Here is a 24,248-nt window from a genome sequence, read left to right as displayed (position 1 = left end):
CGGTTCTTCTGCGCTGTTCCGTGGTCTTGCGCTCTTCTTGCGTTCTTCTGGGGCGGTCTGAGTGCGTTGGTTACCTTCCGAGCTTATGGGGTGCGACGTAGCCGGCCCGTCAACCAGGCGGCGAGAGCGGTGCCGAGCCCGATCGCCAGAATCACCCAGGCAGTGGTGCGCAGGAACGCGGTGAGCGCGTCGTACACCGCCGCGGCGGCCGCCCGGTCGATGTCGGCCGGCAGATCGTCCAGCGTGAGCCGCCGGCACAGGGCCACCGCGATCCACAGCAGGACGGCGCCGACGGCGATGCCCAGGCCGGTGGCGATCACGGCGCGGCGCCGGCGGACGGCGACGGCGATCGCCGCCGCGGCCAGCACCACGGTCAGCACGGGAAGCCAGATGCCGGCGATCTGCAGCATGCGGAAGCCCTTCCGGAGCGCGCCGAGGTTGTCGTACTCCATGACCTTCACCGATACGTGGGTCACGGGGATGCGGTCGGCGAACGGCACTCCGTCGGCGACGAGTTCCCCTTTGATCTGCTCGATGACGGGTGCGAGGTCGATGGCGACCGCGTTGCCGTCGCCGGTGGTGAGGGCGTGGAGGAAGGCGGCGTGCGCGGCGCGGTTGGCCGCGTCCCAGGCGGTGCGGTAGGCGGGGGTGCCGGCGAAGGAGCGCAGGGCCTCGCCGAGGAGGGCGTCGACCCCGCCCTGGAACGGGCCGGCGTCGATCTGCCCGGCGAGGGCGCGGCGCGCCTGGGTGACGACGACGCCCTGGACGGCCGTGTTCTCCGCCAGCGGGGACATGGCGGCGGTGTACCGGTCGGCGTCGCCCAGCTCGCGGTCGGCCCAGTACGCGACGGCGCCGGCGGGCACGAGGACGGTCACGAGGACGACGAGTACCGCCGAGAGGAAGGTGCGCACGTCACCAGGGAAAGCCTCGGCGGTGCGGGGCGCGAGCGGTGCTGCTGCGGGCGGGTGGCCGGCGTTCGGGCGGGGCCGGTGGCGCGCCGGGCGCGTGGTGCCCTTGCGGAATGGATTCTGGATGCCTAGTGTCCAGGTTATGAGGATGGGTGAGGGCGTCGAGTGGGCGCTGCACAGCTGCGTCAACCTGGCCTGGGCCGGTGCCGGGCGGGCCGTCCCGGCGGCGCGGCTGGCCGCCTGGCACGACCTTCCGGCGGCCTACCTCAACAAGCAGCTCCAGGCGCTGGCCCGGGCGGGCATCGTGACCTCCACGTCCGGGCCCCGGGGCGGCTTCCGGCTGGCCCGCCCGCTCGCCGAGATCACGCTCATGGACGTGGTCGCCGCCGTCGAAGGCACCGAGGAGGCTTTCCGGTGCACGGAGATCCGGCAGCAGGGGCCGGGCGGCGCCCCGGCCGCGGACGACGGCCCCGCGTGCGCGATCGCGCACGCCATGAGCCGGGCCGAACTGGCCTGGCGCCAGGCCCTCGCCGCGGAAGACCTCGACGGGATCCGGCGCCGGGCCGAACAGCAGGCGCCGCATGCCGCGTCCCGGCTGCGCGCCTGGCTCGCGGCCGCAGACCGGCCCACCGCACGGCCGACCCACCCGGACAACTGACTCTGGAGCTCGGAATGACGCGCAGCATCACCAACCCGGCAGAACTCCACGACCCCAGCGGCTTCGGCTACAGCCACATCGTCTCGGCCCCCGGCGAGCAGGTCTTCATAGCCGGCCAGTACGGCTCCGACGAGAGCGGCCACGTCGTCTCCGAGGACTTCGGGGAGCAGGTCGAGCAGGCCTTCGCCAATCTGCGGACCGCCCTGGCGGCCGTCGGCCTCGGCCCCGCCGACGTCGTCCGGCTCGGCACGTACATCGTCGGGCACGACCAGCAGAAGCTGGAGATCCTGCTCAAGCACCTGCACGCCACGTGGGGCACCGAGTTGCCCGCGCAGACCCTGATCGGTGTCGCCTCGCTCGCCCTGCCCGGGATGCTCTTCGAGATCGACGCCGTGGCGGTACGCGGCCGCTGACCCGGCGGTCCGCTGATCCACTTGCCGGTCGGGGGCGGCGGGTGTGCCCTGGATGATGGGAGAGAGGAGCCCTGTCATGGCACATGCGGCACCCACCGCCCAGAGGCGGCACCTGCAGGCGGGTGGCATGGACGAAGCGAGCCGGGGCCAGCTGACGCGGGCCCTGCTCCTCGGACTGGTCTACGGCGTCTGGGCGGCCTTCATGCAGCGCCAGACGGGACCCGTAGATGCGGGCAACGTCTTCTACGGAATCCTGTGCGGCGCCCTCTTCGCCGGCATCATGTTCGCCCTCGCCCGCGTCGGCCCCCGGCTGAAGCGGGAGGTGCACGCCGCGGCGTACGGCGTCTTCGCCGGTATCGCCGTGGGCTACCTGAACAGCCTCACCGAGCACTCGGTCCTCCGTGCGAGCTGGATCGGCCTGATCACCGGCGCCGGTGTGGGGCTGGTGGCGTTCTACCGCTTCTACCAACGCGAGGCCTGAGCCGGAAGCCGAGGCAGGCGCCGCCCCCCGTACGGGAACCGGCGCCTGCCCGCATCCCGGGGGTCAGTCCTCCGGCGAGGACTCGGAGCCGGTGGCGGAGGTGGCCACCGCGGCCACGGAGGCGGCGGAGGTGTCCTCGCCATCGCTTCCACGGCTCGGCGGCTTCGGGGCCGACGGGGTGTAGCGGGTGACCTCGGCGCGGAGCATGGCGTTCAGGGCGGCGTACGGGTCGATGGGCATGCCGGAAACCTCACGGTGTTCGGGAGTGTGTGGGGGGTACGACGCGCTGCTGCTCGGCCCGCTCAGCAGCGCAGGACCACACTCCGCACCATCCCCGCGGACGGCATCGGCCCGGCCGTCCCGTAGGAATCGGCGCGCATCGTCTGACCGGCGTGTTTCACGTGAAACACCGGCCGCGGCAGCTGCCGTACACCGGGCAGCCCGCGCACGACGAGGCGTACGGCGGGGCGCACTTCGGGATCCGTGGCCGGATCGGACTCGCCCTCGACGGGGGCGCTCGGCGCGCCGGACCCGGTGCGCTCGACCGCGGCGGCTGCCGCTGCGGCCGTCGTGACGGCGGGACCGGACGCGAACAGGCACAGCAGCACGACACAGGCTGCCGAAAGGGCCCTGGCCAGTGCCGTGCGTGCATGCCGTGTCCCGCTCATGCGAGGGGTCTGCCCCGACACGCCGGACGACTCCCCGACCGTGGCCCAGAAGCCCCCGACCGGAGGACGAAGACACCCCCCTCGGATGACAGGAAGCCGGGGCGGCTGCCCGTACACGGGGCGGTCGGGGGCCTTCGGGGGCGGCCGGGGGCCTTCGGGGGCGGTCGGGGAGCAGCTCCGGCGGGGTCAGCGGGTGCGGTGCCGGCCGGTCAGCCGCGCGAGGACCGTGGTCTCGCCGCTGACCAGCCGCAGTTGGGCCCGCCCGGGCCGCTGCCCGCGACCGCTGACCCCGCCGGGCGAGACCCGGTCGACGGTGAAGACGGCGGTACGGCCGTCCGCACGCGCGATCTCGACGGTCAGCCCGCGTCGCAGCTCACCGAGGCGCAGGTCGGCGGCCGTGACCACGGCGGTGCCGGCCGAGCCCGGGGCCGGGGTGTCCTGGTCCCAGGAGGCCTCCTCCCCGTCCCCGTCCCCGTCCCCGCCCAGCGGCAGGTCGACCCCGAGACTCGGGACGTGCAGCCGCAGCGGCCGGCTCGCCCGCAGCGGTGTGATGGCGGCGGCCCGCGCAGGTCGGGGCCCCTTTGCGGAGGCGTGCTGCCCGGAGTGCTCCAGCTGCTCGACGAGCCGACGGTGACCGGACAGGCCCAGCGCCCGCGAGGGCAGCGCGTCGGCGGCAGTGGCCGCGGTGGGCCGCGCGCCCTCGGTGCTCCGCAACATCCCTATGCCGGTGCCCAGCAGAGCCACTGTCAGCACGCCGACCACCCACTTGGCGCGGGGCATGGAATTCCCTCCTGGTCGATGCCCCGGCTCCGGCGGCCGGGTCTCCTGAGAGCAGTGGAACCCCTCTGTGCCCGTCAGTACCGGTTACAACGCCGGAGACTGACGCAACGTCACAGGCGTGTCGCCACTCCACCCCAGACGTCTTCCCAGCTGGTGCCGGGTACACCGCCCCCGTCCCGAGGATTGCGCAGGATACGGCCGAACGAGGAGGACACGCCCCGCTCGGGTGGGCACGACCCATGGGCCCGGGGCGTGAGGGAACGGGGCGCGCGGGAGGTCACCCGAGGACGAAAGCGACCGCCGCCGCCCCCATGAGGGCGGCGGCGAGGTGGATGGCCGGGTGGCCGTGGTCGCCGAACCAGAGGTGGCGGGCCAGGCCGCCGAGGGCGGCCAGGGCCGTGATGATGCCGAGCTGGGCCAGCAGCGTGGCGGCGGTGAAAGGGGCCAGGAGCAGCAGAACGGTGTTGAGCCAGAACGGGACGGCGCCCGTCCAGCCGCGCCATTCCCAGATCGCCGTCTGCATGTACTACCGGCCCCCTCATCGTCAGCTCGCGGGCTGTACAGCCTCCTGGGGTGCGTTGGCCGGGACAAGGGCCCGTTCGGCAAGAAAACCGAAGACCAGGCCGAAAGTCGTCCACATCGCGACCTGGATGGCCACGGTCGCGAGGCGGAACTGCCAGACCAGGGTGGCCGGGAAGTCCGCCGGGACCTCGTTGATGCCGGGCAGGACCGCGTAGGCGATGGCGACCACCGCGACGAAGCCGACCGAGGCGATGATCGAGGCGTTCCAGTTCCCGAGCTTGGGTGCCAGACGCCGGCCCAGGATGAGCGCGCCCGCGGACAGCAGCGCGCTCAACGCGATCATCAGGATGTAGAGGGTGGTCCTCCGGACGACGGTGTCGGGGTCGCCGACGGCCGGAGGGTTGGAGGGGTACTTGAGGAACGGCACCAGGTTGAAGGCGACGAACAGGCCGCCCGAGACCAGCAGGGCCGTGGCCCGCGGGCCGAAGCGGCCGATGCGGCCCAGGGCGTAGCAGAAGACGAGCGCGGCGATGCCGCCGAGCGCGATCCCGTACAGGAGCGTGCCGGTGCCGAGGCCTGCCGTGGCCTGGAGGGCCCGGCTGACCGGGGCCGCCTCCTCGCCGTGGTCGTGGGCGGCGTGCCCCGCCTCCTCGATGGCGATCGCCGCGTCGACCTTGGACTCGCCGAGGACGTAGGCGACGAGGAACGCGGCGACGCCTGCGAGCAGACCTGCCAGCATGCCCCGGACCAACAGGACGCGGGGGGAAAGGGAGTTCATGGTGGTACTTCCCTTGCTGAGGTGGAGATCAGTGGCAGGGGAAGCCGAGGAGGTGGCGACCGTCGTGCATCCACTCGTGGACGGTGTCGCCCTCGAAGAGCGCGGTGGCGCCCTGCTCGGCACCGACGAGGTAGAGCAGGACCAGCATCAGGACGCCGGCGAACAGGGCCCAGGGGGCGAGCGCGGAGAGCGAGATCGGGGTGACGGCAGGGGCCGTCGTGGGCACGGCGGAGTGAGCCATGGCAGAACCTCCAGAGGGAACACGCGTCCCGGTCAGTGGTGCTAGCGACGACATGGCGGGTCTGACTTCTCCTCCCCCTCCGGGAGGATTCACAGTGGCGCGACCGTGCCGGATTTTCACCGGTGCTTCCGTCATACCGTCGTCTTTTTAGGTTGTCGTCCGAGACCGTACCGCGTTTAGGCTCCCCTTATGAAGAGCGCCGTAGTACGAGTTCAGTTCGTGAGACGTCCGTTCGAGGACGCCTCACGGCAGGTCCGCTTCGGCCACGGCGACCCCTGCCCGCAGTACGCGGGCCTGCAAGGCCCGGACGCGGGGGAGTGGGCGGGGCGGACCCTGGACGAGGTCGCCGCCGAGGATCCGGCCGCCGTCCGGAGCTGGCTGACCGACCCCGACTACGCGCCGCCCGGCGGGGAGTCCGTCACCGCGCTGATCGCCCGCGTCGGCGCCGCCCTCGCCGCTCTGCCCGCGGGGACCCATCGCGCCGTCGTCGAGCAGGCCGTCGTACGGGCGGCCGTCGTCTCCGCGCTGGAGCTGCCGGCCACCGCGTTCTGGCGCCTCGACGTACGCCCGGACACGGTGACCAGCCTCACCGGGCGGCTCGGGCGGTGGAACCTTCAGCTCGGGCAGCCGGTCGAGAAGTAGCGGCTCAAGCGACGATCCAGTCGCTCGTCGCGATCACCGGCTGCACGCCGTCGCGGTGCACGGTGCCCTCGATCAGGCCGTACATCCGGTCCGCCGCGAAGTAGACCTCATTGTCGTTCTTGAGGCCGAAGGGCTCCAGGTCGACGAGGAAGTGGTGCTTGTTGGGGAGGTTCAGGCGTACTTCGTTGACCCGCGGGCAGTGGTCGAGCACCCGCTCGGCCATCTGGTTGAGGGTCTGCTGCAGCGAGTACGAGTAGGTCTCGGCGAACGCTTCCAGCATGTTCTTGCGGACCTTCTTGTACGACTGGTCCCAGTCGTACGAGGTGTCGTCGCCGGCCAGCGCCGAGTGCGCCCAGCGCGCGGTGACCTTCGTCGCCAGGATGCGGTCGTACGCCTCCTTGAGCGTCGTGTACTTGTCCTTGATGTAGCCGTGGAACTCGGAGTTCGTCGAGTTCATCACCGTCAGGTCCTGCAGACCCGAGATGACCTGCAGACCGGTCGTCTCGCTGTACGTGATCTGCGCGGTGCGCACCTCCTGGCCCTTGCGGACGAAGGAGTGCTGCTCCTTGCGCGTCGGGACCGGGATCCGCTCCCAGGCGTACTCCTCGATCCGGATCTGCGCCTCGCGGATCGGCGACTGGGAGGAGACGAAGTGTTTCGCGAGCAGGATGCCGAAGGCCTCGGGGGAGGCGATGCCGTGCTCCTTGCCGAAGGCGTACACCGTGTTCTTGGTGGTGTCCGTCGGCAGGCAGTTGGCGTTGTCGCCGGTCAGGTGCACGTCGCGGAACTCGCCGCGGAGCGCCACCGAGACGTTGAGGTCGCGGATCTCGTGCCAGGACCCGTCGCCGCCCTTGCGGGTGACCTTGACGATGCGGTTCTCGGCCTTGCCGTACTGGTTCTGCGCCAGGACGTGCTTGCTCATGGTGTCTTCCTTCGGTGCCTCGGGAACACGGAGTCCGGTGGTCTGGATCCCGTACGCCCGGCGTCCAGCGCCCGCCCCCGACCGCAGGACGTCCCGCTCCCCGCCGTTCGGCCCCGAGGGGCCGCCCCGGGACTGACGTGCATCCCGGTCCGTAGGTGCTGCTTCGGATTGCACCATGCGCGAAAGGCGTTGTTACCCGCACAGATCATCCGAACCCCGGCACCCACGGCTTGGGCGACCGCACAGCGCAGCAGGTCAGACGGTGTGCGTATCCGCGACCGACAGCGCCTCGTCGAGGAGGGCGAGGCCCTTAGCCACGTCCTGCGGGCTGATGTTGCAGGGCGGGGCGACATGGATGCGGTTGCCGGCGGTCAGCGGCCACAGCCCGCCCTTCTTGCAGGCGGCCGCGAACTCGGCCATCGGGGCGTTGTCCGCCCCGGAGGCGTTGTACGGGACGAGCGGTTCGCGCGTCTGCCGGTCCCGTACGAGCTCCAGCGCCCAGAACGTGCCCAGACCGCGGACCTCCCCGACCGACGGGTGCTTCTCGGCGAGGGCGCGCAGGCCCGGCCCCAGCAGCTCCGCGCCGGTGCGGGCGGACTGCTCGACGATGCCCTCCTCCTCCATGACGTTGATCGTCGCCACGGCGGCCCCACAGGCCAGCACGTGCCCGGAGTACGTCAGCCCGCCCGGGTAGGGCCGGCGGGCGAAGGTCTCGGCGATGGCTGCCGAGATGGCGACCCCGCCGAGCGGGACGTATCCGCTGGTCACGCCCTTGGCGAAGCAGATCAGGTCGGGGGTGACACCCCAGTGCTCGGAGGCGAACCACCGCCCGGTGCGGCCGAAGCCGACCATGATCTCGTCGAGGACGAACACGATGCCGAAGCGGTCGCAGAGTTCGCGCACACCCGCCAGATAGCCGTCCGGGTGCACGAGCACGCCGGGGGCGCCGCCGACGGTCTCCAGGATGATCGCGGCGATGGACTGCGGGCCCTCGAAGACGATCGTGTCCTCGAGGTGGCGCAGGGCGCGCTCGCACTCCTCGGCCTCGGTGGCCGCGTAGAAGGGCGAGCGGTAGGCGAAGGGCCCCCAGAAGTGCACGACACCGGCGGTCGCGCTGTCGTTGCCGAAGCGGCGGGCGTCACCGGTCAGGTTGATCGCCGTGGAGGTGGCCCCGTGGTACGAGCGGTACGCGGACAGCACCTTGGGCCGGCCGGTGTGCAGCCGGGCCATCCGTACGGCGTTCTCGACTGCCTCGGCGCCCGCGTTGGTGAAGAAGATCTTGTCGAGGTCGCCCGGGGTGCGCTCGGCGATCAGCCGGGCCGCCTCCGAGCGGACGTCGACGGCGAAGCCGGGCGCGACGGTGCAGAGCTTCGCCGCCTGCTCCTGGATGGCCGCCGTCACCTTGGGGTGCTGGTAGCCGATGTTGGTGTAGACGAGGGCGCTCGAGAAGTCGAGGTAGCGGTTGCCCTGGTAGTCCCAGAAGTACGAGCCTTCAGCCCCGGCCACGGCGAGCGGGTCGATGAGCTCCTGCGCCGACCAGGAATGGAAAACGTGCTTCCGGTCGGCGTCTTTCACGGCGGCGAGCGCGTCGGCAGCTTCTGCGTTCATGTCCCGAGCGTAGTTGTCCACGATGCGGACCCCCGGGAGGGTCGAAGGCCTGTCCGCCCCATCCGGGCGGGCGGTGTTTCACGTGAAACACCGCTGCGTGCCCGAACGGTCAGCGGATTGTCAGCGGGTGCCCGCGGGTGTCAGCGGTCGCTCAAGGGGCTGTCAGCGGGGGCGTTCATGGTGACGGCGTCAGGAAGACGCGACCAAGAAACGGGCGAGCGACATGACCTCACACTCTGGCCGGCCGGCCATCACGGCCACCGGACTGCGCAAGGCGTACGGGGACAAGACCGTCCTCGACGGAATCGACCTGCACGTCCCGGAAGGGACGATCTTCTCGCTGCTCGGCCCGAACGGGGCCGGCAAGACCACCACCGTGCAGATCCTGTCCACCCTGATCGGCACCGACGCCGGGCACGTGCGGATCGCCGGGTACGACCTGGCCACGCACCCCGACGCCGTACGGGCGGCCATCGGCGTCACCGGACAGTTCTCGGCGGTGGACAAGCTGCTCACCGCCGAGGAGAACCTGCTCCTGATGGCCGACCTGCGCCACCTCGGCAAGGCCGAGGGCCGCCGGCGGGCCGCCGAACTGCTGGAGGCCTTCGATCTCGTCGACGTCGCCCGCAAGGTGGCGCTCACCTTCTCCGGCGGCATGCTGCGGCGCCTCGACCTGGCGATGACCCTGATGGGCAGCCCGCAGGTCATCTTCCTCGACGAGCCGACCACCGGTCTCGACCCCCGCAGCCGCCGCGCGATGTGGCAGATCATCCGCGAGCTCGTCGCCGACGGCGTCACCCTCTTCCTCACCACCCAGTACCTGGAGGAGGCCGATCAGCTCGCCGACCGCATCGCCGTCCTCGACCACGGGAAGCTGGTCGCCGAGGGCACCGCGCACGAGCTCAAGCGGCTGGTCCCCGGCGGCAACATCAACCTCCAGTTCGCCGAGCGCGGCGGGTACGAGCGCGCCGCCCGCAGCTTCGGCGAGGCGTCCCGCGATGCGGAAGCCCTCACCCTCCAGATCCCGAGCGACGGCGGCGTGCAGTCGCTGCGGGCACTCATCGACCGGCTCGATGCCGAGTCCATCGAGGTCAGCGGCCTGACCGTGCACACCCCCGATCTGGACGACGTCTTCCTCGCCCTGACCGGGCGGGCCGTCACGCCCGTCGCCCCCGGCACCTCCGCCGCCCCCGTCGTCGCCCCCGTTCAGACCGCCAAGGAGTCCGCACGATGAGCACCTTCAGCGCCCCCGCCCCCGTGCCCGCCGCCACCCCCGGCCCCGCCGCCACCCCCGCCCCGCTGCGCGACGCGGCGACGATGCTGCGCCGCAACCTCAAGCACGCGCTGCGCTATCCCGGGCTCTCCGTGGGCACCATGGCCGTGCCCGTCATCTTCCTGCTGCTCTTCGTGTACGTCCTCGGCCGGCCGCTCGCCGCGGGCATCGGAACCGGCGCCGCCTACATCAACTACCTCGTCCCCGGCATCCTCCTGATGACCGTGACCGCCGCCTCCACGTCCACCGCGGTGTCCGTCTGCACCGACCTCACCGAGGGGATCGTGGCCCGCTTCCGCACCATGGCCATCTCCCGCCCGTCGATCCTCGTCGGCCGTGTGATCAGCAGCGTGCTCCAGACCCTGGTCAGTGTCGGCCTCGTCATCGGCATCGCCCTGCTGATGGGCTTCCGGCCCTCCGCCGGGCTCACCGGATGGCTCGCCGCCCTCGGCCTGATCACCCTGCTCACCTTCGCCGTGACCTGGCTGGCCGTCGCCCTCGGCACCGTCAGCAAGACCCCGGAGGGCGCCAGCAACATCGTCCTGCCGCTGGCCTTCCTGCCTTTCGTCGGCAGCGCGTTCGTCCCCACCGGCTCGATGCCCACCGTGGTCCGCGTCTTCGCCGAGCACCAGCCCTTCACCCCGATCATCGAGACAGTCCGGGGCCTGCTGATGGGCACCCCGATCGGCGACGACGGGATCGTCGCCGTCGCCTGGTGCCTCGGGCTCACGGTGGCCGGGTACTTCTGGGCCACCGGGGTGTTCAACCGCCAGGCCGGCTGAGGGTGGGCGCCGCCAGCTCCCGTACGGCCTCCGCGCTCGAAGCCACGCCCGACGCCGCAACCGATTCCGCACCGCCTCGCGCCGCCTCGGTGAACCCCTCACCGAGCGCGGCGCGCGCCGCGTTCTCCACCCGCCCCGCGTCCGGACGCCCGTGGTCCGGGCCGCCCCGTACCGCCAGCGCCGCCGCCAGCAGCCGGGCCGCCTGCTCCGGCCGGTCCTCGCGTACGGCCTGGTCCGCGACGCCGATCAGCACCTGGGCCACCGTCGGCGCGTGCCCGGAGCCCAGCGCCAGGTCCAGCGCCTGCGCGCGGTGGGCCCGCGCCGTGTCCAGCTCGCCCTCCGCCGCGTCCAGGTGGGCTCGTGTGTCGAGGGCCATCGCGCGGAACACCGGATGGGCGGAGATCCCGGCGATCGCCGCCTCGGCCCGCGCCAATTCGGCCCGCGCCTCCGGGAACCTCCCGGTCCACCACGCCAGTTCGGCCTTGCCGTGCGCCAGTACCGCGACCGACTCCGGCCAGCCCGCCGCGGCGGCGTCCTGCTCCGCCCGCGCCAGGGCCGCCGCGCTGGCCGCCGGGTCGCCGGCCAGCCAGGACAGCTGCGCCTGCCGGATCAGCGCGTGCAGCCGGTCCTCCAGCACCCCGATCTCGCCGACCACCTCGACCGCCTGCTCGTAGTGGCCGAGCGCCGCCGCGAAATCGCCTCGCCGCGCCACCAGGTCCGCCAGCACGGTCAGCGCGAAGGAGGCGCCCCACCGCTCCCCGAGCGCCCGGAAGCCGGCCAGCGCCTCTTCGATGGCCTGCTCGGCCTGGGCAGGCGGGCCGCCGGCGCCGAGCAGGGTCCGGGCACCCTCCAGCCGGCCCTGGGCCCGTACCCACGGGTCCGCGTCGGCCAGCAGTTCGTCCCAGGTGTCCGCCGGCGCCGGCCGGCCCCCGGCGGCACTGCGCAGCATCCGGTCGACAGGCCGGAGGAACCGCACCACCGGATGCCGGCTGTCCGTCCGCTCGGCGAGCCGCAGCGCCTCGCCGAGCAGCGCTGCCAGCTTCTTCTCGTCGCCGACCCCGGCCGTCGCGAACAGGACGGAGAGCGCGTACGCGACGACCAGGTCCTCCTCCTCCGCTGCACCGCCCGGCAGCGCCAGCGCGGCCGCCGCCAGTTCGGCGCCCTCCGCCTTGTGGCCGCTGAGCCACCAGTACCAGCCCGCCGCCGAGACCAGGCCCACGGCGGCCCGCGCGTCGCCCGCCGCGATCGTGCCGCGCAGCGCCGCCTTCAGGTTGTCGTGCTCGACGGCCAGCCGCGCGAGCCACTCCAGCTGGTCGGCCCGGCGCAGATGCGGATCCGCGGTCCGGGCCAGCCCGGTGAAGTACGCGGTCTGCGCCCGGCGGACCGGCTCCTGCTCGCCGGCCTCGGCGAGCCGCTCCAGGCCGTACGCCCTGATGGTCTGGAGCATCCGGTAGCGGCCGTCGCCGGCGGTCACCAGCAGCGACTTCTCGGTCAGCGAGGTCATGAGGTCGAGTACGTCCCGTACATCGACCCCGTCAGCCACGTCCCGTACGTCGACCACGTCGGCCACGTCCCGTACGTCGGCCACGTCGGCCACGTCGACCGGCTCGATGCCGGTGGAGCCGCCCCTCGCGGTGTCCGCGCACACGCGCTCCGCCGCCTCCAGCGTCACGCCGCCCGGGAACGCCGCCAGCCGGCGCAGCAGGGCCTGTTCCGGTCCGGTCAGCAGCTCCCAGCTCCAGTCCACGACCGCCCGCAGCGTCCGGTGCTGGCGCGGGGCCGTGCGGGCGCCGCCGGTCAGCAGCCGGAACCGGTCGTCGAGCCCCGCCGCCAGCTGCTCGGCGCTCATCGTGCGCAGCCGTGCCGCGGCCAGTTCGATGGCCAGGGGCATCCCGTCCAGCGCGCGGACGATCCGGGTCACGGCGGCTGCCGTCTCCTCGCCGACGGCGAAGCCCGGCCGGGCCGCGGCCGCCCGGTCGCCCAGCAGCCGGACCGCCGCGTACGACATGGCCCCGGCGGCTCCCGCGTCCTGCGGGGGGAGGGCCAGAGGCTCGACCGGCCAGAGCGCCTCGCCGGTGAGGCCGAGCGGCTCCCGGCTCGTCGCGAGGATCCGCACCCCGGGGCAGGCTCCGAGCAGCCGGTCGGCCAGGGCTGCGGCCGCCTCGATCAGGTGCTCGCAGTTGTCGAGGACCAGCAGGGCGGTCCGGGTGCGCAGCGCCGTGACGAGCCGGTCCAGGGGCTCGCCCGGCGCCGAAGCCTGCTCGCGCAGGCCGAGTGCGGACAGTACGGCCTGCGGTACGTCGGCCTCCGCGCTCAGCGGTGCGAGCTCGACCTGCCAGACGCCGTCGGGGAACCGGCCGAGCAGCGGACGGGCCGCCTCGACCGACAGGCGGGTCTTGCCGGCGCCGCCGGGCCCGGTGAGGGTGGTGAGCCGGTGCTCCCCGATCAGCGCGGCGACCCGGGCGAGGTCGGCGTCGCGGCCGACGAAACTGGCCAGTGGGGCGCGGAGGTTGGTCGCGGGCGCGGCAGGGGCGGAGCCGGCCGCCGACGCCCCCGCCGGAGCGGGCTGCGGTACGGGCTGGGCCGGACGTACGGGCTCCTGCCCGGGCTGTTCCGCCCGTACGGGCTGTACGGGCTGTACGGGCTGTACGGGCTGTACCGGCTGTACGGACGGCAAGGACCCTACGGGCGGCACCGGCCGGGGACCGCCGGCGACCTCGCCGCGCAGTACCGCGGTGTGCAGCGCGGCCAGCTCCGGCGACGGGTCGGCGCCGAGTTCCTCGGCGAGGGCCTCGCGGGCCCGCCCGTACGCGGCGAGCGCCTCGGCGGGCCGGCCGGCCGCGACGAGCGCCCGCATCAGCGCCCCGACCAGCCTTTCCCGCAGCGGGTGTTCGGCGACGAGGGAGGCCAGCTCCCCGGTGAGCTCCCGGCCGAGTCCCAGTCGTAGATCGGCCTCGATGCGGTCCTCGAGCGCGGCCGCCCGCAGCTCCGTCAGCCGGGTCACCGGCGCCCGGAAGAAGGCGGAGCCCGCCACGTCCAGCAGGGCCGGTCCGCGCCACAGCTCCAGCGCCTCGCGCAGGGTCCGGGTGGCGGTGGCGGGCTCGCGTGCCAGCGCTGCCCGCCCGGCCGCGGCGAGCCGTTCGAACCGGACCGCGTCGACGGCGTCGGGCTCGACGAGGAGCCGATACCCGGCCGGATGCGAGGCGATCTGCACCCCCGGCAGCGCCCGGCGCAACCGCGACACGAGCGCCTGGAGGGCGTTCGGCGCGCCCAACGGCGGGTCACGGTCCCAGATCCCGTCGATCAGCAGCTCGGAGGAGACCACCCGGCCGGGTTCGAGCGCGAGCAGCACCAGCAGGGCGCGCAGCCGCGCCCCACCGACACCGACGACGTCCCCGTCCCCTGTCCGGACTTCCAGTGGCCCCAATATCGCGATCCGCATGATCGCCATTGTGCGGCCCGCACGCGGCTCACTTCGATCCCTCTGCGACGGTTGCCACGGTTGCGACGGTGGCCGGAAACGGCACGGGCAGAGCATCCGGCCGGAATCCATGCGCACATGACGCACCACCCGGTTACCGTCCATGCGTGCACTTACGATCAACGACGCTAGGACGTGACAGGTGAGCGAACAGGACGCTCTGGCCCGGCGCTTCGAGGATTACCGCCCCCATCTGCGGTCCGTGGCCTACCGGATGCTGGGCTCCATCGGCGAGTCCGAGGACGCCGTGCAGGAGGCCTGGCTGAAGCTGAGCCGCTCGGACGTCACCGCCGTGGAGAACCTGGGCGGCTGGCTGACCACCGTCGTCGGCCGGGTGTGCCTGGACATGCTGCGCTCGCGCACCACGCGGCGCGAGGATCCGCTGCAGGACCGGGACGGGTACGTCCGGCTGCCCGACCCGGTCGTCACGGGGCTCGCAGCCATCGATCCGGAACACGAGGTCCTCGTCGCCGATTCCGTGGGCATCGCGCTGCTGGTGGTCCTGGAGACCCTGGCTCCCGCCGAGCGGCTCGCCTTCGTCCTGCACGACCTGTTCGCGGTCCCCTTCGACGAGATCGCCCCGGTCCTCGGCCGTACGGCAGCCTCGACCCGGCAGCTCGCCAGCCGCGCCCGCCGCCGGGTACAGGTGGCGGCGCCCGCCCCCGACGCTGACCTGGTGCGCACCCGGGAGGTCGTGGAGGCCTTCCTCACCGCCTCGCGCGGGGGGAACCTCGACGCGCTCGTCGATCTCCTCGACCCCGATGTCGTGGCCCGCTCCGACGGCGGCGCGCTACGCCCCAGCGCGGTCCGCCGCGGCGCGAGGGACGTCGCCTCGAACGCCGTCATGTTCGCCCGGTTCGCCGCGGCCGCACACCCGGTCTTCGTCAACGGATTTCCCGGGGTGCTCGCCTTGGCGGAAGGCAAGCCGATGTCGCTCATGGCGTTCACCGTCAAGGACGGAAAGATCGCCGCGCTCGACATCCTGACCGATCCGGAGCGACTCGCCAGGATCGACCTGGGGTCCGTCCTCGGCGACTGACCGCAATTCGTCTGAACCGCCCGGCCCGGTTCCGGTCTTGCCGAGGATCACCAGCGAATCCTCGGTGGACCGGGAAGGCTTGCATTGATTCGAATATCAATAACCGGGTCGATCGTCGGTATCTTCGCTTGAACCCTTGCGCTTCCTGGGCGGTTTGGGCAGGATCTGGTTCCTGTTCAGCCGCCCGGTCGTGCGAACCGCAACCGGGCCGCCTCAGGAAGGGCCGGGAACGCCACCGCGAAGCCGCCCGCTTTTCCTGCGCGCCGGGCGTCCTCCGAGGATTTCCCCGGTCCCGTTTAGGCTCCCCCATTGCCTTCCCTCTCCCGCCTTCCTTTTTCCGTCCCCCTTTCCTTCCTCATTCCCTCCCCCTTTCCCTTGGTCCGCCTCCAGGAAAGACGTGATCGTGAGCAAGCACTCTGGTGCCGGAGGGAGTCTGCGGGCCGATGCGCTGGGCACGTTCGACTCCGTCGTGATGGCCGTGGCGGGCTGCGGCCCGGCCTACACCATCGCGGGCACCTTCCCCGCACTGATAGCCGCCGTCGGTGTCGCCGGCCCGGCCGTCCTCCTGTACTGCGCCCTCCCCGTCCTCGGGATCGCCCTCGCCTTCCGTCACCTGGGCCGCCTCGACCCGAACGCCGGGGCCTCGTACGCCTGGACGGGCCGGTCGCTGCATCCCTTCCTCGGCTTCCTCAGCGGCTGGGCGCTCGTCGTCTCCGCCACCGTGTTCATGGCCTCCACCGCCCTTCCGGCCGGCGCCGCGACGCTGTCCCTCTTCGGGACCCCGGCGGCCGGCCACACCGCCCTGGCCACGGCCGTCGGCGCGCTCTGGTTCCTGCTCATGGCCGGTGTCGTGATGTACGGCGCCCGGATCAGCGCCCATGCCCAGACCGCCGTCACCGGGACGCAGCTCGTACTGCTCCTGGCCTTCGCCGTCGCCGCCCTGTCCAAGGACGGCAACGTGGCGGACTTCTCGCCCTCCTGGTTCGGCTTCGGCCACTTCGACGGCCAACACCACTTCGTGACCGGCGCGTTGATCGCCGTGTTCGCCTACTGGGGCTGGGACGTGACCGGCAACCTCGGCGAGGAGACCCGGGGCGGCCGCCGCGGCTCGGGGTTCGGCGGGGTGATCGGCGTCGTGACGTGCTTCGCCCTGTTCGTCGTCTTCACGATCTCCGTCAACATCCTCGTCGGCACCGACGTCGTACGGCAGAACCCCGAGTCCTTCCTCACCGTCCTCGGGGACGCCGTCTGGCCCGGCTGGGGCGGCCGGCTGCTCGTCCTCGCGGTGCTGCTGTCCACCGTCGCCACGCTCGAGACCTCGCTGCTCCAGGCCACCCGCACCCTCTTCGCCATGGGCCGCGACCGCACCCTCCCCCCGGCGTTCGGCCGCATCCACCCGGGCCGGCAGACCCCTTGGACCGCCACCGCGGTCGTCGCGGGCGTCGCGCTCGCCTTCACCGTCGCCGCCAACCTGGGCTCCGGTGCGGGCTCCGGATCCGGAGTACGGCTGCTCGCCGACGCGGTCAGCGGTGTGGGCCTGCTGATCTGCTTCTACTACGGCCTCGCCGCGTTCTCCGCCGTCGTGGTCCACCGCAGGCAGCTCTTCGCGTCCGTGGGGAACCTGCTCCTCATCGGCCTGTGGCCGCTGGGCGGCGGACTGTTCATGGTGTGGATCTTCGTACGGTCCCTGACCGAGCTGAACGCCCTCGCCCTCGGCATCGGGCTCGGCACGCTCGTGCTGGGTGTCGTGCCGATGCTGAGGTACCGGCAGCACGGCCGCTCGTACTACGAGGCGGTCCCGCTGGACCCCGCACGCGCCCGGGCCGTGGACGCCTCGTACGGGGTCACCGACCTGGACCCCTCCCCCTCGCGGGCCGGCACGGGCCGCTCCGACGAACTCCTCACCGACTTCTGAGCCGTCGGCCCTTCGTCCGCAGTCCCGCAGGACCCCAGATGGTTGGTCCGTCGATCCGAGGAGGGTCCCGTCCGCATGGCCATGGCCTGGAAACGCCGCCGCTCCCCCGCGGCACCGCAGTACGATCCCGCATTCGGCGACAAGGCCCTGTCGGAGGCCTGCCAGGACGTCGCCGCCGGCCGCTGGCAGGGCCTGCGCGACCTGCTCGCCGCCGGTGCGCCCCGCGACTGGGACCGGCGCAGCCACCGCATCCGGCTGCTGGCCGACGCCGCCGCGGACCGGCGGGTGGCGGAGGCCTGGCAGGCCTCCGAGCCCGACAGCCCCGACGCGCTCGTGCTGCGTGCGGACATCGAGGTGATGCGGATGTTCGCGGTCGCCCGCCGCGGGACCATGCCGGCCGTGAACCGCCTCGACTGGACCGCCCGGATCTGCCTGCGGGCCTCCGAAGCGGCCCCGGAGGACCCGCATCCGTGGGTCTCGCTGGTGACCCTGGCGCGGCTGTACGAGGGCGGCCACGCCGCCATGGGCCGGTGGTGGCAGGAGGTCTGCGCCCGCGATCCGTACCACCGGGAGGCGCACCACCAGGGGCTGCGCTACATGTCCGCCCGCTGGCACGGCTCGCACGGCCAGGCCTACAACTTCGCGCGGGACCGCGCGGCAGCCGCCCCGCTGGGCTCGCCCCTGGCGGTCCTGCCGCAGGTGGCCCGGGCGGAGCAGTACCGGCACCGGGCCGAGAGCGAGGGCAGGAACAGCCTGGACCTGCTGCACCACTGGAGCGGCGACGCGGCGCGCTGGGACCTGCGGACGACGATGGAGCGCTGGATCGGCTCCCGTACGGCCCCGCAGGCCCAGGACGTGGCCGACCTCAACCACCTGGCCCACGGGCTGGTCCACGCCGACATGCTCGCCGAGGCGGCCACGGTCTTCGACCTCCTGGACGGCCGCGCCACCCGCGTCCCGTGGGCGTACACCGGCGACCCGGAGCAGCAGTACGTCCGCTGGCGCGCCCGCACCCGCCGCACCGCCGCCCGCTGAGCGGGCGGCGGCGTGAGGAGGACGCCAGGACGGCCCTCCTCCCCGACCCCGACGGGTGGGCCGGCTACGGGCTCAGGGCGCCCAGGCGGCTGCCCCGGAGCCGGATTCGGCATCGGACTCGGCGTCCGTCAGGATCGCCTTGCCCATCTCGGCCGAGATCGCGGCGAGCAGGGCCGCCTTGCGGGCGGCGAAGAAGCCGTCGAAGTCGTCGGACCGCATGAGCGCGGGGCCGGCGACATGGGTGCGGACGTGCGCGTCCAGTTCCTGCGGGCCGATCTCGGCGGTCTTGGCCAGCTGCGCGAGGTAGGCGGAGGGGGCCTGGCTGCCGATGATCCGGTTCGTTCGCGCCGTCAGGGGAGTCTTGTTGACGATGGAGTTGTAGACCTCCGGCTTGAACCCGTTCTGCTCGCACCACGCCTTCGGGAAGACGTGGTGGATGTCGACGGCCTCGTCGAAGTAGTCGGTCACCTTCACCGGTTCGCCCGTCCGCCAGTCGGCCGCCCCGGCCTTGAGCAGCAGCGCGTAGATGCCCTTGTACGCGGCGCTCTGGCGGGTGCGCAGGGTCAGCAGCCGGCCCGGCGCGAACTGCGCGGCCGTGATGGTGCGCGGCTCCTGGTCGCTGCCGCGGATCCACTCCACGACGTCCGGCAGGTCCTGGCTGAACCGGGTCTCGGTCGAGCCCCCGTACAGCTCCCCGAACACTCCGCACCAGTACCAGCGGGCGAGCTTGCGCTGGGCGCCGGCCGGCTCCGCCGCGCTCCCGGCGGCGGCCAGGACGGCGGCGAGGGGGATGAGCTGGGTGCCGTACGGCAGGAACTTCGTGTCGAAGAAGTGCTGCTGGTGCAGGAACTTCGCGGCCTTCTTGAAGCCCTCGACGACGGCCGGCGCGTGCTCCTCGTAGTCCTTCAGGGAGAGCGCGAGCATGTCCTTGCGCTTGCAGCCGACCCGGGGAAGGCGGTCCTCCTCGGTGACGTGCGCGGCTTCCGCCACGCGCCGCCGGTAGGTGGCGAGCAGGGTCACGGCCTGGAGGAAGTCGGTGTTGGAGACCTCGCGCAGGATGCGGTACTCGGGTGCCTGCCAGGCGGCGCGGCACACGCGTTCCCAGTGGTCGCGCAGATCGAACTCGTCCGCCGCGTAGGTGGCGGTGAGCAGCTCGAAGACGGTGAGCGTGACACCGCCGGTGTTGACCTTCTCGAAGACCTGGCAGACGGCCTGGCGCTCGGTGGCCTTGCCGAGCTCGATGACGGGGACGTGGTAGAGGATGAAGGGCTTGATGAAGGCCTTCTCGAAGTCCTTCCACAGCCGCCACTTGGCCTTGTCGTCCCAGTGCTCGGTGAATCCGTCCTCCCAGTCGTCGGAGTCCAGCACGGAGCTGACGGGGAAGAGGAGAGCCGCGTACTCCTTCTCCCGGGTGGAGAGGTCGATCTGCACCTCGCCACGGAAGTTGACCACCTTGCGGGATGCGGGCAGGAAGCGGATGGCGTCCTCGCGGTCGGTGAAACCGTCCAGGACCTTGCGCATGTCGACGTAGAACCAGCCGGACACGGCCTGCTTGCGGACGTCCTGGGTGGCTACGGGCCGGTCGAGCTTGAGCGACTGGAAGAGGGAGGTCAGCCGCTGCTGCCCGTCCAGGACCAGCGACTCCGGCTCCCGGGGTCCCGGAAGCGTCGCGCCTTCGATCGGGCGGTACTTGAAGCGGACGTCGCCTCCGGCGCGCAGCGTCATGAGGGTGCCGAGGGGGTAGCCGAGGGATATCGAAGCCAGCAGACTCGCGATGTTGGGGTAAGGCCAGACCCAGCCGCGCTGGAACTCGGGCAGCTGCGCCCGGCCGTCCTCGACCTGCTGCAACAGGTCGCGCAGCGGTCGCTTGTCGATGCTGAATGCTTCCTCGGCCACATCGGCTCCTTCGGGCACGGCGCTCTCGCGTCTCACGGTGTGACGCGCCCGACAGTACTGGGAGTGCGCCGGTGCCGGGCGGGCATCGCCGCAGCTGACCGACCGGTGCACGCCCGTCCCGGCAGGACCGGCCTCAGCCCGCCGCCTTCTCGACGAGCGCGCCGATGCGTGCCTCGTCGGTGGCGGTGAGCTCCGTCAGGGCGTAGCTGGTGGGCCACATGGTGCCGTCGTCGAGGCCCGCCTGGTCGCTGAAGCCGAGCGTCGCGTACCTCGACTTGAACTTCTGTGCGCTCTGGAAGAAGCAGACGACCTTGCCGTCCCTGGCGTACGCGGGCATCCCGTACCAGAGCTTCGGGGAGAGGCCCGGCGCGCTGGCCTTGACGATGGCGTGGACGCGTTCGGCGAGGACGCGGTCCGCGTCCGGCATCTCGGCGATCTTCGCGAGGACGTCGCCCTCCGCGTCCGCCTTGGCCGCGTGCGCACCGCGGCGCGCGGTCGTCTTCAGCTCCTTGGCGCGTTCCTTCATCGCGTCGCGCTCATCGTCCGTGAATCCGTCGTACTTCTTGTCCGCCGCGGTGGTGGTGCTCTGGGTGGACGTCTGCGCCGTGTTCTTCATTGCAGGTTCCTCTCGCGGGTCCCGGAAGCTGAGCGGCCGGGGTCGGGCGGGGCCGGAGGGTGCAGCGGGTGCAGCGGGTGCAGCGCAAGCGGCGCGGCGGTCAGCCGAGCCAGCGGCCGTCGCGCATGAGGGTGCGTCCCTGCAGCTCGTCGGCCTCGCGCCAGGCCTGGATGCGCTGCGGCCGGATCAGGAAGTACTGGTAGGGCTCCTCGAGCTCGCGCGGGTCGAAGCCGGTCCTGGCCGCGAACGCGTCGCCCGTCTTCGGGTCGAGCCCGGCGAGTTCCACCAGCTCGGCGGTGCCGTCGACGAGGACGACGTCGCGCGTCGGCCCGAGGCCGAGCCGTACCCGGCCGTCCGCCAGCAGGTTGCGGCCGGTGACCGAGGAACGCGGCGTCGCGATCAGGAACGCGGCTCCGTCCCAGAGGTACGAGAGGGGGATCAGGTGGACGCCGGGGGAGCCCGTCGTCGCGACCCAGAGGTCGACGTCGGTCTCCAGGCGCGCGCGGGTGTCCCGCAGCCTCTGCTCGAGCCCACGCGGCGGCGCGCTTGTCATGCTTCCTCCAGTCGTACGGTGCTCATCGGTCGGCGGTGAGGGGCCGGGCGGTGCGGACCTGCGGTGGCGGCCGGTGCCGGGTCCGCGGTGACGGGATCAGGGCGTGGGCGCCATCGACGCGGCCTCCCAGGCGAACCCGTCCGGGTCCGTGAAGGAGCCGGCACCGCTGCCCAGTACGAGCCGGTGGGACCCGGCGCCGTCGGCGGGGACCCCGAGTTCCTTGGCGAGGGCGCGGCGCCCGTACAGCGCCAGCTTGATGCCGCCCGAAGGGGCGCCGAACTGGACGTACTTGCTGCCGAAGCTCTTCTCGACGACGAGGCCGTGGCCGACGTAGAACCGCTTGCTCGCGGACACGTCCGCCGAGCCCAGCAGGAGCACGATCTCGTCGATCTGCCGGGTGTCCGCGCCGGTGTCCTTCTTCGCCGACGTGGCGACCTTCCAGAGCGTCCCGTCGGGGGCCCGTACGACGCCGCCGTAGCCCCAGAAGGACTTCGAGGCGGGTTTCACCGTCGTGGCGCCGGCGTCGAGGGCGGCGCCGATGAACGCGTTGACGGTGGCGGGCTGGGACACCGTGAGCGCCAGGGCGAAGCCGCGGAAGCCGGATGTCGGTGCCTCCGAGGCCTGCAGGCGCACCCGGGCGCCCAGGCCGAAAGCGGTGTAGAAGCGGTCGGCGGCCGTGTGGTCGGCCACCTCGAGGGTGACGGATGCGGGGGAGTTCATGCAGATCACGCTAGTTCCGGCTCGGCCGCCGGTGCTTCTCGATTCCTGACGGGTCTGGTGACCTGCTTCGCCACGCACGACGGTATGCCGGCCGCCCCGTCCGCGGCGCGGCGCCGGTAGACGCTGGGCGGCATGCCGACCAGCTCGGTGAAACGGGTGCTGAAGGTGCCCAGCGACGAGCAGCCGACCGCGAAGCAGACCTCGGTGACGCTGAGGTCGCCGCGGCGCAGCAGCGCCATCGCGCGCTCGATGCGCCGCGTCATCAGGTACGAGTACGGCGACTCGCCGTAGGCCAGCCGGAACTGGCGGCTGAGGTGCCCGGCCGACATGTTCACGCCGCGGGCCAGGGCCTCGACGTCGAGAGGCTGCTGGTACTCCCGGTCGATCCGGTCGCGAACGCGCCGCAGCCGGGCGAGGTCGCTCAGGCGCTGCGCGGCGGTAAGTGCGCTCATCCACGCAGGATGGCACATGAGGCAACTCCGTTCATCGATGTTCGCGATCAACGCGCCTGCCTGCAACTGCCGGGCGGCGGCGGGGTGTTCGCTGGTGAGGGGGAGTGGGCGGCAGCCGGGGTCAGCGCAGCTCCTGGATGCGGACCAGGTTGCCCGCGGGGTCGCGGAAGGCGCAGTCGCGCACGCCGTACGGCTGCTCGGTCGGCTCCTGGACGACCTCGGCGTCGGTGGCCTGCACCTTCTCGAAGGTGCCGTCGAGGTCCCGGGTGGCCAGCAGGATCCAGCCGTAGGTGCCCTTGGCCATCATCTCGGCGATGGTGCGGCGCTCGTCCTCGGTGATCCCGGGGTCGGCGGCCGGCGGCGCCAGGAGGATGGACGTGCCGGGCTGGCCGACGGGGCCGACCGTGATCCAGCGCATCTTGCCCTGGCCGACGTCGCTGCGGACCTCGAAGCCGAGGGCGTCGCGGTAGAAGGCGACGGCGGCGTCCGGGTCGTCGTGCGGGAGGGCGGTCGTGTGAATGGTGATGTCCATGACCATCACGCTAGCCGCGGCGCGGCGACCGGGCTTCTCGATTCCTGATCCGTCGAGGCCACGGCTCACGCCGCCGGCTCAGACCGCCGGAGCGGCGGCCCATCCGACGAGCGGTGGCCGCACCTGGGCGCACAGGCCCGCGGGGGTCCGTCATCGGACCACCGGACGACATCGGGGCCGCGCGCAAGGCGGCCCGCCCGCCACCTCGAGCGGCTGATCGCGCAGTACGGTCACCGGCCGATGGCGTGGGCGGCCGCGGCCAGTGCCGCCTCGGCCTCCCGTACCGTCCGGCGGACGATCTCGCCGGCCGGCAGGACCTCGTGCACGAGGGCGGTCGACTGGCCGGTGAAGGGCAGGTACTCCTCGCCGCCGCCGGCCCGGATCGCGGCCATGACGCGGGGCACGATCTCCTCGGGGTCGACCTGCTCGGGATGCTCGCGCAGGGCGTCCACCAGCGGCGTGCGCAGGCAGCGCGGTACCCCGGCGCTGCCGGGGCGGTTGAACGGGGGCAGGATCCGCTCGCTGCCCTCGACCCGCACCGCGTCCGCGGCGGCGGAGTCGACGATCCGGCTCTTCCACGCCTGCGACACGCTCATCTCCGACGATGCGAGGAAGCGCGTCCCCATGAGCACGCCCTGCGCGCCCAGTACCAGGGCCGCGGCCAGGCCCCGGCCGTCGGCGATCCCGCCGGCCGCGAGGACGGGTACGTCGTCCGCCAGGTCCACGACGTCGGGGACCATCACCATCGTGCCGACGTCCCCGCCGTGGCCGCCGGCCTCGCCGCCCTGCGCGACCAGCACGTCCGCTCCGGCCCGCAGTGCCTCGTCGGCCTGACGGATGTCGGTGACCAGCTGGATCCAGAGGATGCCGGCGTCGTGCGCCCGGGCGATCAGGTCGGGCGCCACCGCGAGGTGGAAGGAGATCGCTGCCGGCCGTTCCTCGATCGTGGCCTGGAACGCCTCCTCGTTGAGGGGGCGGGTCGTGTGGTTGATCGCGAAGGGCCGGTCCGTCAGCTGCCGCAGCCGGGTCCACTGCTCCTTCAGGTCCGGCAGGGGCCGTACGGCGGTGCCCAGACTGCCCAGGCCGCCCGCCCGGCACACCGCCGCGGCGAGATCGACCTCGTCCCAGGGGCCGAAGGCCGCGCAGACGACCGGGGCGTCGATACCGAGAAGTCGGCATACAGGGGTGGTCAGCATCCTGCACCTCCAGCACCTGCGCCCGGCCCCGGCGCTGAGCGGCGCCGTCCGCACCGCGCGCTCCTGCGTCCATCGTCCCGCGGCCGGACGCGCGTGTCCCCCTGGGCGCCGTCACCGGCCCCAGGCAGCGTGAGGCG

The 24,248-nt window shown here is 72.6% G+C and carries 26 protein-coding genes and 1 riboswitch; of the genes, 9 read left to right on the top strand and 17 right to left on the bottom strand.

Annotated features, from left to right (window positions below; translation table 11 throughout):
• Positions 1 to 83: 83 nt before the first annotated feature.
• Positions 84 to 911: a hypothetical protein gene (locus IF09_RS0133590; protein ID WP_030302322.1), complete on the bottom strand. Its 828-nt coding sequence runs from the start codon at positions 909 to 911 to the stop codon at positions 84 to 86.
• 145 nt (positions 912 to 1,056) lie between these two features.
• Here IF09_RS0133590 and IF09_RS0133585 point away from each other — a divergent pair, with 145 nt between their 5' ends.
• The 3 genes from IF09_RS0133585 (at position 1,057) to IF09_RS0133575 (ending at position 2,460) form a co-directional block, all read left to right on the top strand.
• On the top strand, positions 1,057 to 1,566 hold the full coding sequence (locus tag IF09_RS0133585; RefSeq protein WP_078613611.1) for an RrF2 family transcriptional regulator: 510 nt from the start codon (positions 1,057 to 1,059) through the stop codon (positions 1,564 to 1,566).
• Positions 1,567 to 1,580: 14 nt separating this feature from the next.
• Positions 1,581 to 1,979, top strand: coding sequence for a RidA family protein (locus tag IF09_RS0133580; protein ID WP_030302318.1), 399 nt, complete (start codon positions 1,581 to 1,583; stop codon positions 1,977 to 1,979).
• 76 nt (positions 1,980 to 2,055) lie between these two features.
• On the top strand, positions 2,056 to 2,460 hold the full coding sequence (locus IF09_RS0133575) for a hypothetical protein (protein ID WP_030302316.1): 405 nt from the start codon (positions 2,056 to 2,058) through the stop codon (positions 2,458 to 2,460).
• Positions 2,461 to 2,523: 63 nt separating this feature from the next.
• Here the strand turns inward: IF09_RS0133575 and IF09_RS46020 are convergent, their stop codons facing one another.
• The 6 genes from IF09_RS46020 to IF09_RS0133545 form a co-directional block, all read right to left on the bottom strand.
• Positions 2,524 to 2,700: a hypothetical protein gene (locus tag IF09_RS46020; RefSeq protein WP_158710126.1), complete on the bottom strand. Its 177-nt coding sequence runs from the start codon at positions 2,698 to 2,700 to the stop codon at positions 2,524 to 2,526.
• A gap of 62 nt (positions 2,701 to 2,762) precedes the next feature.
• Positions 2,763 to 3,128: a hypothetical protein gene (locus tag IF09_RS0133565; protein WP_158710125.1), complete on the bottom strand. Its 366-nt coding sequence runs from the start codon at positions 3,126 to 3,128 to the stop codon at positions 2,763 to 2,765.
• A gap of 186 nt (positions 3,129 to 3,314) precedes the next feature.
• Positions 3,315 to 3,908, bottom strand: coding sequence for a class F sortase (locus tag IF09_RS42170; RefSeq protein WP_051833359.1), 594 nt, complete (start codon positions 3,906 to 3,908; stop codon positions 3,315 to 3,317).
• Between the two features lie 277 nt (positions 3,909 to 4,185).
• The gene (locus IF09_RS0133555) at positions 4,186 to 4,431 is read right to left on the bottom strand and encodes a hypothetical protein (RefSeq protein ID WP_030302311.1); all 246 of its coding nucleotides are present in this window, start codon (positions 4,429 to 4,431) and stop codon (positions 4,186 to 4,188) included.
• 21 nt (positions 4,432 to 4,452) lie between these two features.
• Positions 4,453 to 5,208, bottom strand: coding sequence for a CbtA family protein (locus IF09_RS0133550; RefSeq protein WP_030302310.1), 756 nt, complete (start codon positions 5,206 to 5,208; stop codon positions 4,453 to 4,455).
• A gap of 28 nt (positions 5,209 to 5,236) precedes the next feature.
• Positions 5,237 to 5,449, bottom strand: a complete 213-nt coding sequence (locus IF09_RS0133545; RefSeq protein WP_030302308.1) for a CbtB domain-containing protein — start codon at positions 5,447 to 5,449, stop codon at positions 5,237 to 5,239.
• A gap of 36 nt (positions 5,450 to 5,485) precedes the next feature.
• Positions 5,486 to 5,634, bottom strand: a riboswitch (cobalamin riboswitch).
• 34 nt (positions 5,635 to 5,668) lie between these two features.
• Here IF09_RS0133545 and IF09_RS42165 point away from each other — a divergent pair.
• Positions 5,669 to 6,091, top strand: a complete 423-nt coding sequence (locus IF09_RS42165; RefSeq protein ID WP_234321246.1) for a histidine phosphatase family protein — start codon at positions 5,669 to 5,671, stop codon at positions 6,089 to 6,091.
• Between the two features lie 4 nt (positions 6,092 to 6,095).
• Here IF09_RS42165 and pucL read toward each other — a convergent pair whose 3' ends face one another.
• Positions 6,096 to 7,013, bottom strand: coding sequence for a factor-independent urate hydroxylase (pucL, locus tag IF09_RS0133535; RefSeq protein WP_030302304.1), 918 nt, complete (start codon positions 7,011 to 7,013; stop codon positions 6,096 to 6,098).
• 255 nt (positions 7,014 to 7,268) lie between these two features.
• On the bottom strand, positions 7,269 to 8,621 hold the full coding sequence (locus tag IF09_RS0133530) for an aspartate aminotransferase family protein (protein ID WP_030302303.1): 1,353 nt from the start codon (positions 8,619 to 8,621) through the stop codon (positions 7,269 to 7,271).
• Between the two features lie 223 nt (positions 8,622 to 8,844).
• Between IF09_RS0133530 and IF09_RS0133525 the strand changes: the two genes are divergently transcribed.
• Together IF09_RS0133525 and IF09_RS0133520 are read left to right on the top strand one after the other, a co-directional pair.
• A complete protein-coding gene (locus tag IF09_RS0133525; RefSeq protein WP_030302301.1) occupies positions 8,845 to 9,855 on the top strand; it encodes a daunorubicin resistance protein DrrA family ABC transporter ATP-binding protein in 1,011 nt (336 codons plus the stop codon).
• A complete protein-coding gene (locus tag IF09_RS0133520) occupies positions 9,852 to 10,676 on the top strand; it encodes an ABC transporter permease (RefSeq protein ID WP_030302299.1) in 825 nt (274 codons plus the stop codon). Before IF09_RS0133525 ends, IF09_RS0133520 begins: the two co-directional genes overlap by 4 nt.
• Here IF09_RS0133520 and IF09_RS0133515 read toward each other — a convergent pair.
• A complete protein-coding gene (locus tag IF09_RS0133515) occupies positions 10,657 to 14,118 on the bottom strand; it encodes an AfsR/SARP family transcriptional regulator (protein ID WP_030302298.1) in 3,462 nt (1,153 codons plus the stop codon). The genes IF09_RS0133520 and IF09_RS0133515 overlap by 20 nt on opposite strands.
• 181 nt (positions 14,119 to 14,299) lie before the next feature.
• On the opposite strand from IF09_RS0133515, the gene IF09_RS0133510 reads away from it, so the two are divergent.
• From IF09_RS0133510 to IF09_RS0133500, 3 genes are all read left to right on the top strand, one after another.
• On the top strand, positions 14,300 to 15,196 hold the full coding sequence (locus IF09_RS0133510; protein WP_030302297.1) for a sigma-70 family RNA polymerase sigma factor: 897 nt from the start codon (positions 14,300 to 14,302) through the stop codon (positions 15,194 to 15,196).
• Positions 15,197 to 15,599: 403 nt separating this feature from the next.
• Positions 15,600 to 17,111 carry an APC family permease gene (locus tag IF09_RS0133505; protein WP_030302293.1) on the top strand — a complete coding sequence of 504 codons (1,512 nt, stop codon included), beginning with the start codon at positions 15,600 to 15,602 and terminating at the stop codon, positions 17,109 to 17,111.
• 75 nt (positions 17,112 to 17,186) lie between these two features.
• Positions 17,187 to 18,146, top strand: coding sequence for a hypothetical protein (locus tag IF09_RS0133500; RefSeq protein ID WP_324606886.1), 960 nt, complete (start codon positions 17,187 to 17,189; stop codon positions 18,144 to 18,146).
• A gap of 72 nt (positions 18,147 to 18,218) precedes the next feature.
• Here IF09_RS0133500 and IF09_RS0133495 read toward each other — a convergent pair whose 3' ends face one another.
• From IF09_RS0133495 to IF09_RS0133465, 7 genes are all read right to left on the bottom strand, one after another.
• Complete coding sequence (locus IF09_RS0133495; RefSeq protein ID WP_051833357.1) at positions 18,219 to 20,042, bottom strand: GmrSD restriction endonuclease domain-containing protein; 1,824 nt, start codon at positions 20,040 to 20,042, stop codon at positions 18,219 to 18,221.
• Between the two features lie 133 nt (positions 20,043 to 20,175).
• Entirely contained in the window at positions 20,176 to 20,658 is a 483-nt protein-coding gene (locus IF09_RS0133490; RefSeq protein ID WP_030302284.1) for an iron chaperone, read from the bottom strand.
• 100 nt (positions 20,659 to 20,758) lie between these two features.
• On the bottom strand, positions 20,759 to 21,211 hold the full coding sequence (locus IF09_RS0133485) for a pyridoxamine 5'-phosphate oxidase family protein (RefSeq protein WP_030302281.1): 453 nt from the start codon (positions 21,209 to 21,211) through the stop codon (positions 20,759 to 20,761).
• A gap of 96 nt (positions 21,212 to 21,307) precedes the next feature.
• Positions 21,308 to 21,931, bottom strand: a complete 624-nt coding sequence (locus IF09_RS0133480) for a glyoxalase (RefSeq protein WP_030302279.1) — start codon at positions 21,929 to 21,931, stop codon at positions 21,308 to 21,310.
• Positions 21,932 to 21,936: 5 nt separating this feature from the next.
• Positions 21,937 to 22,383 (bottom strand): helix-turn-helix transcriptional regulator, encoded by a 447-nt coding sequence (locus IF09_RS0133475; protein ID WP_030302277.1) that lies wholly within the window; start codon positions 22,381 to 22,383, stop codon positions 21,937 to 21,939.
• Positions 22,384 to 22,504: 121 nt separating this feature from the next.
• Entirely contained in the window at positions 22,505 to 22,915 is a 411-nt protein-coding gene (locus IF09_RS0133470) for a VOC family protein (protein WP_030302275.1), read from the bottom strand.
• A 230-nt stretch (positions 22,916 to 23,145) separates the two neighbouring features.
• Positions 23,146 to 24,111, bottom strand: a complete 966-nt coding sequence (locus IF09_RS0133465; RefSeq protein ID WP_030302273.1) for an NAD(P)H-dependent flavin oxidoreductase — start codon at positions 24,109 to 24,111, stop codon at positions 23,146 to 23,148.
• Positions 24,112 to 24,248: the final 137 nt, after the last annotated feature.

Source organism: Streptomyces katrae (assembly GCF_000717655.1).
Taxonomy (GTDB): Bacteria; Actinomycetota; Actinomycetes; order Streptomycetales; family Streptomycetaceae; genus Streptomyces; species Streptomyces katrae_B.
The sequence above is the reverse complement of the archived record's forward strand: the minus strand, read 5'-3'. Positions and strand labels throughout refer to the sequence as shown.

Excerpts from the sequence above, each read along its gene's own strand:
- IF09_RS0133585 (WP_078613611.1), top strand. The coding sequence starts at position 1,057 with ATGGGTGAGGGCGTCGAGTGGGCGCTGCACAGCTGCGTCAACCTGGCC.
- IF09_RS0133580 (WP_030302318.1), top strand. The coding sequence starts at position 1,581 with ATGACGCGCAGCATCACCAACCCGGCAGAACTCCACGACCCCAGCGGC.
- IF09_RS0133575 (WP_030302316.1), top strand. The coding sequence starts at position 2,056 with ATGGCACATGCGGCACCCACCGCCCAGAGGCGGCACCTGCAGGCGGGT.
- IF09_RS46020 (WP_158710126.1), bottom strand. The coding sequence starts at position 2,700 with ATGCCCATCGACCCGTACGCCGCCCTGAACGCCATGCTCCGCGCCGAG.
- IF09_RS0133565 (WP_158710125.1), bottom strand. The coding sequence starts at position 3,128 with ATGAGCGGGACACGGCATGCACGCACGGCACTGGCCAGGGCCCTTTCG.
- IF09_RS42170 (WP_051833359.1), bottom strand. The coding sequence starts at position 3,908 with ATGCCCCGCGCCAAGTGGGTGGTCGGCGTGCTGACAGTGGCTCTGCTG.
- IF09_RS0133555 (WP_030302311.1), bottom strand. The coding sequence starts at position 4,431 with ATGCAGACGGCGATCTGGGAATGGCGCGGCTGGACGGGCGCCGTCCCG.
- IF09_RS0133550 (WP_030302310.1), bottom strand. The coding sequence starts at position 5,208 with ATGAACTCCCTTTCCCCCCGCGTCCTGTTGGTCCGGGGCATGCTGGCA.
- IF09_RS0133545 (WP_030302308.1), bottom strand. The coding sequence starts at position 5,449 with ATGGCTCACTCCGCCGTGCCCACGACGGCCCCTGCCGTCACCCCGATC.
- pucL (WP_030302304.1), bottom strand. The coding sequence starts at position 7,013 with ATGAGCAAGCACGTCCTGGCGCAGAACCAGTACGGCAAGGCCGAGAAC.
- IF09_RS0133530 (WP_030302303.1), bottom strand. The coding sequence starts at position 8,621 with ATGAACGCAGAAGCTGCCGACGCGCTCGCCGCCGTGAAAGACGCCGAC.
- IF09_RS0133525 (WP_030302301.1), top strand. The coding sequence starts at position 8,845 with ATGACCTCACACTCTGGCCGGCCGGCCATCACGGCCACCGGACTGCGC.
- IF09_RS0133520 (WP_030302299.1), top strand. The coding sequence starts at position 9,852 with ATGAGCACCTTCAGCGCCCCCGCCCCCGTGCCCGCCGCCACCCCCGGC.
- IF09_RS0133515 (WP_030302298.1), bottom strand. The coding sequence starts at position 14,118 with ATGCGGATCGCGATATTGGGGCCACTGGAAGTCCGGACAGGGGACGGG.
- IF09_RS0133500 (WP_324606886.1), top strand. The coding sequence starts at position 17,187 with ATGGCCATGGCCTGGAAACGCCGCCGCTCCCCCGCGGCACCGCAGTAC.
- IF09_RS0133490 (WP_030302284.1), bottom strand. The coding sequence starts at position 20,658 with ATGAAGAACACGGCGCAGACGTCCACCCAGAGCACCACCACCGCGGCG.
- IF09_RS0133485 (WP_030302281.1), bottom strand. The coding sequence starts at position 21,211 with ATGACAAGCGCGCCGCCGCGTGGGCTCGAGCAGAGGCTGCGGGACACC.
- IF09_RS0133480 (WP_030302279.1), bottom strand. The coding sequence starts at position 21,931 with ATGAACTCCCCCGCATCCGTCACCCTCGAGGTGGCCGACCACACGGCC.
- IF09_RS0133475 (WP_030302277.1), bottom strand. The coding sequence starts at position 22,383 with ATGAGCGCACTTACCGCCGCGCAGCGCCTGAGCGACCTCGCCCGGCTG.
- IF09_RS0133470 (WP_030302275.1), bottom strand. The coding sequence starts at position 22,915 with ATGGACATCACCATTCACACGACCGCCCTCCCGCACGACGACCCGGAC.
- IF09_RS0133465 (WP_030302273.1), bottom strand. The coding sequence starts at position 24,111 with ATGCTGACCACCCCTGTATGCCGACTTCTCGGTATCGACGCCCCGGTC.